Origin of the sequence: Streptomyces sp. I05A-00742, from assembly GCF_013055795.1 — a bacterium.
GTDB lineage: Bacteria > Actinomycetota > Actinomycetes > Streptomycetales > Streptomycetaceae > Streptomyces.
Map to the genome: position 1 here is coordinate 1 of NZ_JABETO010000080.1, position 7,517 is coordinate 7,517.

Genomic DNA, 7,517 nt, shown 5'->3' on the forward strand with positions numbered 1-7,517 from the left:
GCAGCAGCCGGTCGGCGGCGGCGCGCGCCGGGGCGGGCGCGCCGAGCGCGCGCAGCCGGACCAGGGCGGCCAGAGCCGCCGAGCCGTCCGGCAGGCTCCCGGGGACCGCGCAGAGGGCCGCCACCCCCGAGCGGGCGGCGAACGCGGAGCCGGGCCCGTCCGCCCCCGGGCGGTCCTCCTCGTCGTCCGTCCGCCACGGCGCCACCGCGAGCAGCGCCAGCGGCCCGTCGCCCGACGGGCCCAGAGCCTCCCGCAGGGCGGCGCGGGCGGCGTCCCGGCCGGCCGGGCGGGCGGTCAGCAGGTCACGCAGCAGCTCGCCCAGCTCGGCGCCCGCCCGGGCCTCGGCGGCCAGCAGGGCACCGATCCGGGCGGCGGTCTCCATCGCCTGCGTCACGCGCGGATCCGGCGCGGCCGGGCCCAGATCGAGGCCGGCCAGGTGCTCGTCGTCCAGCAGCCAGACGTAGCCGTGCACCACGCCCCGATGGCGCACCGGCAGGCAGATGCGGCCCTTGAACACGCCCGCCGCCGGATCCGGCGGGATGCGCATCGGGGCCTGCGCCCGGGCGATCCCGAAGGCCTCGAACCACGCCCGGACGGCCGCCGTGGAGCGCCGCTGGAGAATCGACCGCGTCCGCACCGGGTCCATGGACACTTCGAGGTCGTCGTCACCCCCGTGGGCGCCGAAGGCGATCAGGCCGAAATCCCGGTCCTCCAGGGTCGCGGGCGCGCCGAACACCGCCGAGATCTCGTCCACGAGCTGCTGGTACTCGCCCCGCATGACGCGCCGCACTCCCTTTCGTCCGCTTTGCCCCGCCCCCGTGGTCTCCGGCCACCATTGTCATACATCTGTCTGAGATCCCGGCCACGGATGCGTGACAGCTGTCGATGGTTCCCGGGGTGGCGCGAACCCTACGTTTCACGTCGAGTTGGTTATGCCGTCGTCCCAGGTGGGACCGGCCGTCCTGTGGAGGTGCCCCGTGCTGGGTCCCGTCATCCTCGCCGCTTCGCGCAGCGACGGAATGCGTCGTTTCGTGTCGGCCGCCCCGGGCACCAAGCAGGTCGTCGACCGCTTCATCGCGGGCGAGACCGTCGACCAGGTGATCCCGGTCGTCCAGGACGCCACGGCCAAGGGCCTGGAGGTCACCCTCGACGTCGTAGGCGAGGACATCACCACCGTCGAGCAGTCGTACGCCGCCCGGGACGCCTACCTGGAGCTGATCGGCCGCCTCAAGGAGCTCGGGCTCGGCGAGCGCGCCGAGATGTCGATCAAGCTCTCCATGTTCGGCCAGGCCCTGGACGGCGGCCACGAGCTCGCCCTAGCCAACGTCCGCCCGGTCGTCGAGGCCGCCGCCGCCATCGGCACCACCGTCACGCTGGACGCCGAGGACCACACCACCCTCGACTCGATGTTCGCCATCCACGAGGAGCTGCGGAAGGACTTCCCGCAGACCGGCTGCGTCATCCAGGCCTACCTCTTCCGCACCGAGGAGGACGCGCGCAGACTCGCCGCCGCCGGCAGCCGAGTGCGTATCGTTAAAGGTGCGTACAAGGAACCCGCCTCCGTCGCCTACCAGGACAAGGCCGAGATCGACAAGGCGTTCGTCCGCATCGTCAAGATACTGATGGCGGGCGAGGGCTACCCGATGATCGGGTCGCACGACCCGCGTCTGATCGCGATCACCCAGGAACTGGCCCGGCAGGCGGGCCGCAAACCGGACGAGTACGAGTTCCAGATGCTCTACGGCATCCGCGGTGACGAGCACGTCCGGCTGGCCGCCGAGGGCCACCGGATGCGGGTCTACACGGCCTACGGCACCGACTGGTACGGGTACTTCATGCGCCGGCTCGCCGAGAAGCCGGCCAACCTGCTGTTCTTCGCCCGCTCCATACTCACCAAGGGGTGATGTTTTGGGCGGGCGGTGGTCGCAGTCACCCCGGTGCGACCGGGGTGACTGCGACCACCGCCCATCGGTCGACTGAGTCGACCTCGGTCTCGTCGTCGCTTCGAAGAAAGGAGTTACGAGACTCGTGACTCCGCCCCGTTGGGGCTTCTCACTCACCCGCTATCGCGGGCTTGTGACGGCCAAGCCCTGACCACAACTAACGTACGCCACGGCTTCGGCTTCGCCCGGTTGAAGCCAGGTATTCATCCGGAAGAGGTACATCATGGACGCTGTCACCCAGGTCCCCGCCCCGGTCAACGAGCCGGTGCACTCCTACGCCCCGGGCTCCCCGGAGCGCGCCCGCCTGGAAGCCAAGCTCAAGGAGCTGGCGGGCAACCCCATCGACCTGCCGATGACCATCAACGGCGAGAAGCGGATGGGCGGCGGCGAGCGCTTCGACGTCGTACAGCCGCACAACCACAAGGCCCGCATCGGCACCTACGCCAACGCCACCGGCCAGGACGCCCAGGACGCGATCGACGCCGCCCTGGCCGCCGCCCCGGCCTGGCGCGCGATGTCCTTCGACGACCGCGCCGCGATCATCCTCCGCGCCGCCGAGCTGCTCTCCGGCCCCTGGCGCGAGACGCTGGCCGCCTCCACCATGCTCGGCCAGTCGAAGACCGCCCAGCAGGCCGAGATCGACACCCCCTGCGAGCTCGTCGACTTCTGGCGCTTCAACGTGCACTTCGCGCGCCAGATCCTCGCCGAGCAGCCGGTCGCCAACTCCGCCGGCGTGTGGAACCGCAGCGACCACCGCCCGCTGGAGGGCTTCGTCTACGCGATCACGCCGTTCAACTTCACCGCCATCGCCGGCAACCTGCCGACCGCCCCCGCCCTGATGGGCAACGTGGTCGTCTGGAAGCCGTCCCCCACGCAGACCCACTCCGCCGTGCTCCTGATGGAGCTCCTGGAGGCGGCCGGTCTGCCCAAGGGCGTCATCAACCTGGTGACCGGCGACGGCATCGCCGTCTCCGAGGTGGCCCTGAACCACCCTGAGCTGGCGGGCATCCACTTCACCGGCTCGACCAAGACCTTCCAGTACCTCTGGAAGACGGTCGGCAACAACATCGAGAAGTACAAGTCCTACCCGCGCCTGGTCGGCGAGACCGGCGGCAAGGACTTCGTCGTCGCCCACCCGAGCGCCGACCGCGCCATCCTGAAGACCGCCCTGACCCGCGGCTCCTTCGAGTTCCAGGGCCAGAAGTGTTCCGCCTCCTCCCGCGCCTACGTCCCGCGCTCCATCTGGGAGAACGGCTTCAAGGAGGAGTTCGCGGCCGAGGTCGACGGCATCACCATGGGTGACGTCACCGACCTGTCCAACTTCATCGGCGCCGTCATCGACGACCGTGCCTTCGCCAAGAACAAGGCCGCCATCGACCGCGCCGCCGCCGACCCGTCCTGCACCATCGTCGCGGGCGGTACGTACGACGACTCCGTCGGCTACTTCGTCCGCCCGACGGTCATCGAGTGCACCGACCCGGCCAACGAGGTCTTCACGACGGAGTACTTCGGCCCGGTCCTCGCCGTCCACGTCTACGAGGACGAGGACTTCGACGCGATGCTCGCCCAGATGGAGTCCGTCTCCGCGTACGCCCTGACCGGCTCGGTCATCGGCCAGGACCGCGCCGCGGTCGCCGACGCGATGGACAAGCTCCGCTTCGCCGCGGGCAACTTCTACATCAACGACAAGTCGACCGGCGCTGTCGTCGGCCAGCAGCCCTTCGGCGGCGGCCGCGCCTCCGGCACCAACGACAAGGCCGGCGCCGCCACCAACCTCCTGCGCTGGGTCTCGACCCGGTCCATCAAGGAGACCCTCGTCCCGCCGACCGACTACCGCTACCCGCACATGGGCTGACCTGCTGGGTTTCCCTTGCGCCCCCGTCCGGCTCGTGCCGGGCGGGGGCGGCGGTGTTTCCGGGGCGCTACGCGGCGACGGCGTAGGCGGGCGCGCCGAACCGCAGCTCCGCCAGGATCCCGCTGCGCGCGGCGTCGAGGGCCGCCCTGATCCGGCGCTCCTGGTGCGGAGAGCAGTGCTCGCCGAGTCCGCCGACGGGAACCCATGCGTAGCCGGTCAGCTCCGGCCTCGCGGGGAGCCGCACGCCGATCTCGCCGTCGTCGCCGTCGTGGGGGACGACGGCATACACGAAGGTGATGCCGCCCCCGTTCCCGCTCCCGTCCCCCCGCACCCAGTCCGTCACCAGCAGCCGCGCGGGCCGGACGGCCAGGCCGGTCTCCTCCCTCACGGTTCTGGCCATGGCCTCCCAGACCGGCTCGTCCGCCGCCGTCGGCCCGCCCGGCAGCCGGAAGTTGGCGCCGGGCACCCCCGGGTACGCGGGCGACACCATGAGCACGTCCCGTTCCGCCTCGTCGGTGGGGGAGGGGCGGCAGATCAGCGCCCGGGCGGTCACGCGCAGGCGCGGCCCGGGGTCCGCGTCCTCGGACGGCCGGCCGAGCTTCCGCCCGTGCTCCAGGAGCTCCCGGGTGATCAGCGCCAGACTCCGGCAGTACGTGAACGCCGACTCCAGCCCGTCCCCGGGGCCCGTGCACCTGGCCCGGTACGTGGCCTCGTCGGCGGATCGCTCGGCGGCGAGTCGGAGCGGGTCGTCTGCTGGCAGCGACTGCCGCGCAGCGCCCTTGATCCAGGGCGCCCATTCGCCGATGAAGCGGCGCAGCTCGCCGGTGGACGCCTCCATGATCTCGGTGGGGGGTGGCACGGTCGCGGCGAGGATCATTTGGGTGATGCTCTCGACCTCCGCCTCGGCTTCGGGGCGCAGGGCCGGGCGGCTCCCTGCGTGGGGCATGGCTGTACCGGGCCAGACGGGCATGGCGGTGGATCTCCTCGGAGCGGTGAGGGGCGGGGCTGTCGGAACAGCTGCCTGCGGACGTGTGCGGTGCCGCACGGCGGGCATCACACAAGGGATTCGAACGCAGCATCGGGTGGCCGGTGTTACGCGTCCCGGTTCCGGTCTCCAGTATCTGCCCGGGCCCCTATGCTCAACCCCATCTCAGGATTGAGTGATCCACTGCGTCAATTGGGGGATGCAACTATGGCTGCCTCACCGCCACTTGATCCGTACCAGGCGCGCGTGGCCGAGCTCGGGGCCGCGATCCGCGAGCACCGGCTCGCCAAGGGGTGGAAGCAGGCGGAGCTGGGCAGGGAGGTTGCCCTGTCGAACACGGCCATTTCCCACTTCGAGTCCGGTACGCATGTTCCGCGCCGGGATGTCGCTCGCCGCATCGACGCCGCGCTGGGGGCGGGCGGGCGCATCCGGAAGCTTCGTGACGAGCTCGACGACAATCCCGACGCCAAATGGGTCCGTCGGATTTTCAAAGCTGAGCAACGGGCTGTCCGCATCCGCCATGCGGCGAATCTCGTTCCGGCTCTGTTGCAGAACGACGCCTACACGAGGGCGATTCTCACGATGGCTCTTCCGTCTCTCGGCGGAGAGCTGGAAGAGAAGGTCCGTCATCGCGAGCGCAGGCGCGCGATCATGCGGAGACCGGATCCACCCGGGTTCGAAGCGGTTCTCGACGAGGCCGCACTCCACACGGTCGTGGGTGGCGCTGACGTCATGCGGCGACAACTGCTCGACCTGATCGAAGCGTCACGCCTCCCGAACGTTGAGGTCAGGGTTCGGCCGTTTGACAGCGCAGGAGTGAGGGCGGATGTCGGAGAGATGAACATCATGGATCTCCCGAACGGGCGGCCCGTCGTCCAGCGACCGCCGGACCTTTACTTCATCAGGCAGCCATCCGTGACCGCGCACATCACCCTTTATGATCACCTACGCGCTGCCGCCCTGGATGCGGAGGCATCAAGGGTACTGATTCGCAAAGTAGTTGAGGAGAAATACCCGTGCGCACCGTCCGCTTTGACCAGTCCATAGCTGCCTGGCGCAAGAGCTCCTACTGCGCGACCAACGAAGGCTGCATCGAGATCGCCGAGCAGTTCCCCGACGCACTCCCCGTCCGCGACTCCAAGGACACCGACCGCCCCCCGATAATCGTCCCCCGCGCGGCCTGGTCCGCGTTCGTGACCACGGTGGCAGCCACGGACGGCAAGCTGTCGCGTAGAGACCTATGACGGTGCGGGCTACTGTCTGCTGACATCTGGCTTGGTGTCCGCTATGTCAGAAACATGATCGCCCGCTGGGAGCCCACTGGGACGACACGCTTCTACGACGACGAACCGCCGCCTTGTGCAGCCCCCGTCCACTGACGGTGTCATCAATTACTGCCGTAAAATACCAGCGAATCCCCACCAGGCTGCGCCTGGCGGGGATTCGATCCGCTAACGGGTGCATCACCAACCCCGGCACTGTTATCTCAGTGCGAAACTGACGCCTGAAGTAGCCTGCACGCGGAGGACCAAGACGGCAAGGCGCCTTGAACCTTTTCCAAGTCCACACTCGAATAGTCGGGCGGCACCTCGCCGATTCCTTGCACTTCGAGAACGTAAAACTCCGCCAGATCGCCCGCCACTACAAGGCGCGCCTCCGGGAAGAATTCGAATCTCGCACGAAGAGGTTCGCCCGACTGTTCAGTAACGCTGGATACTACCGTCAGCGCCGCGAGAGGAACCTGCTGTTTCGGTGACGTCCAGTCGAATGAGCGCAGACCCCGGACAACAAGCAGTGCTGAGTTTCCCACTTCAAACTGCAAGGAGGTGCGCATTTCGAAGAGAAGAGCCGCCGTGGAGGTCAGGTGGCACACCCGAGAGTCGAGCAGCTGCGCCTCTTGCAGCGCGTCCGCTTCTCGCAGGGGATCCACTTCGGCCGAGCCGAAAGACCCCGGACGCGGCCTGACATGGACGAGATCATTTATGGAGATCATGGGATCCGGATGTGATTGTAGGGGTCAGCCCTGCTGACTGTTTGTCCAGTTAGGGGATTAACCGACTGACCTGCTTTATTCATGTACACCACATAACCATTCGGGTACTGGTGCTTGCCGGTGGTGACAGGGTCCATCACCCGGACTTGCACCACCCGAGGGTCGAGGCCCTTGGTTCCGGTCGGAATGTCGTAAACCCAGCCTTTTCCTGTGGCAACCGGTGTGCCAGCGGCCCCCTTAGGCAGTGGAAATACCTCTCCAGCGGGCCCAGTCACCGACCCGATGGGACAGTTGCTGTTGTGCACGAGTACTGGCGTGGCGCCCGCCAGTACATAGTACGTGTGGATGGTGTCGACGGTGAGGTTGTAGGTGCGTGCGTGGCGGTCGTAGGCGTGGTTGGCCTTGACTTGGGCGGTGGTTCCGTCGCTGGTGCGGAGTGTGGTGCCGGGGGTGAGTTCGCGGGCGGGGAGCCAGCGGTGTTTGTCCGGTACCCAGAAGGGGTGTTCGTGTGTGGCGGTGAGCTTTGCCGGACCGTTGGGGGTTGCGATCGTCAGCTCGTTGAAATGTCTGTCGCTGTCGGTGGCGATCGTGCGGGTGACCTGGCGGGGCGCGGTTCGGCCGGTGAGTGGGTCGGTTGCGAAGACCTGGTCACCTGTCTTGATGTCTTCGATGTTGCGGGTGGTGCGGTTGCCCATGAGGACTTTGGTGCCGGCCAGGAAGCACTTGCAGTCGGCCCCGGGG

At 68.3% G+C, this 7,517-nt stretch carries 7 protein-coding genes and 1 pseudogene; 4 read left to right on the plus strand and 4 right to left on the minus strand.

Features of this window, described 5'->3' with window-relative positions:
- Nucleotides 1-778 (minus strand): annotated as a pseudogene (locus tag HN013_RS31915) (PucR family transcriptional regulator); the annotation flags it as partial.
- Nucleotides 779-977: 199 nt separating this feature from the next.
- Between HN013_RS31915 and HN013_RS31920 the strand changes: the two are divergent.
- Both HN013_RS31920 and pruA read left to right on the plus strand, forming a co-directional pair.
- Complete coding sequence (locus tag HN013_RS31920; protein WP_171172477.1) at nt 978-1,904, plus strand: proline dehydrogenase family protein; 927 nt, start codon at nt 978-980, stop codon at nt 1,902-1,904.
- Nucleotides 1,905-2,166: 262 nt separating this feature from the next.
- Nucleotides 2,167-3,798, plus strand: coding sequence for an L-glutamate gamma-semialdehyde dehydrogenase (pruA, locus tag HN013_RS31925; protein WP_171172479.1), 1,632 nt, complete (start codon nt 2,167-2,169; stop codon nt 3,796-3,798).
- Nucleotides 3,799-3,865: 67 nt separating this feature from the next.
- Here the strand turns inward: pruA and HN013_RS31930 are convergent, their stop codons facing one another.
- A complete protein-coding gene (locus HN013_RS31930; RefSeq protein WP_171172481.1) occupies nt 3,866-4,768 on the minus strand; it encodes a DUF6415 family natural product biosynthesis protein in 903 nt (300 codons plus the stop codon).
- A 261-nt stretch (nt 4,769-5,029) separates the two neighbouring features.
- Between HN013_RS31930 and HN013_RS31935 the strand changes: the two genes are divergently transcribed.
- A complete protein-coding gene (locus tag HN013_RS31935) occupies nt 5,030-5,830 on the plus strand; it encodes a helix-turn-helix transcriptional regulator (RefSeq protein ID WP_171172483.1) in 801 nt (266 codons plus the stop codon).
- Entirely contained in the window at nt 5,800-6,027 is a 228-nt protein-coding gene (locus HN013_RS31940; RefSeq protein ID WP_171172485.1) for a DUF397 domain-containing protein, read from the plus strand. The genes HN013_RS31935 and HN013_RS31940 overlap by 31 nt, the downstream gene beginning before the upstream one ends.
- Before the next feature lie 242 nt (nt 6,028-6,269).
- Here HN013_RS31940 and HN013_RS31945 read toward each other — a convergent pair whose 3' ends face one another.
- Entirely contained in the window at nt 6,270-6,776 is a 507-nt protein-coding gene (locus HN013_RS31945) for a hypothetical protein (protein ID WP_171172487.1), read from the minus strand.
- Nucleotides 6,773-7,517, minus strand: a 745-nt coding sequence (locus HN013_RS31950; RefSeq protein ID WP_249375684.1) for a polymorphic toxin-type HINT domain-containing protein, incomplete at its 5' end; no start/stop codon positions are given. The genes HN013_RS31945 and HN013_RS31950, both read right to left, overlap by 4 nt.

What these genes read in the sequence shown, in the direction of transcription:
- pruA (WP_171172479.1), top strand. Translation starts at nt 2,167, where the DNA reads ATGGACGCTGTCACCCAGGTCCCCGCCCCGGTCAACGAGCCGGTGCAC.
- HN013_RS31930 (WP_171172481.1), bottom strand. Translation starts at nt 4,768, where the DNA reads ATGCCCGTCTGGCCCGGTACAGCCATGCCCCACGCAGGGAGCCGCCCG.
- HN013_RS31945 (WP_171172487.1), bottom strand. Translation starts at nt 6,776, where the DNA reads ATGATCTCCATAAATGATCTCGTCCATGTCAGGCCGCGTCCGGGGTCT.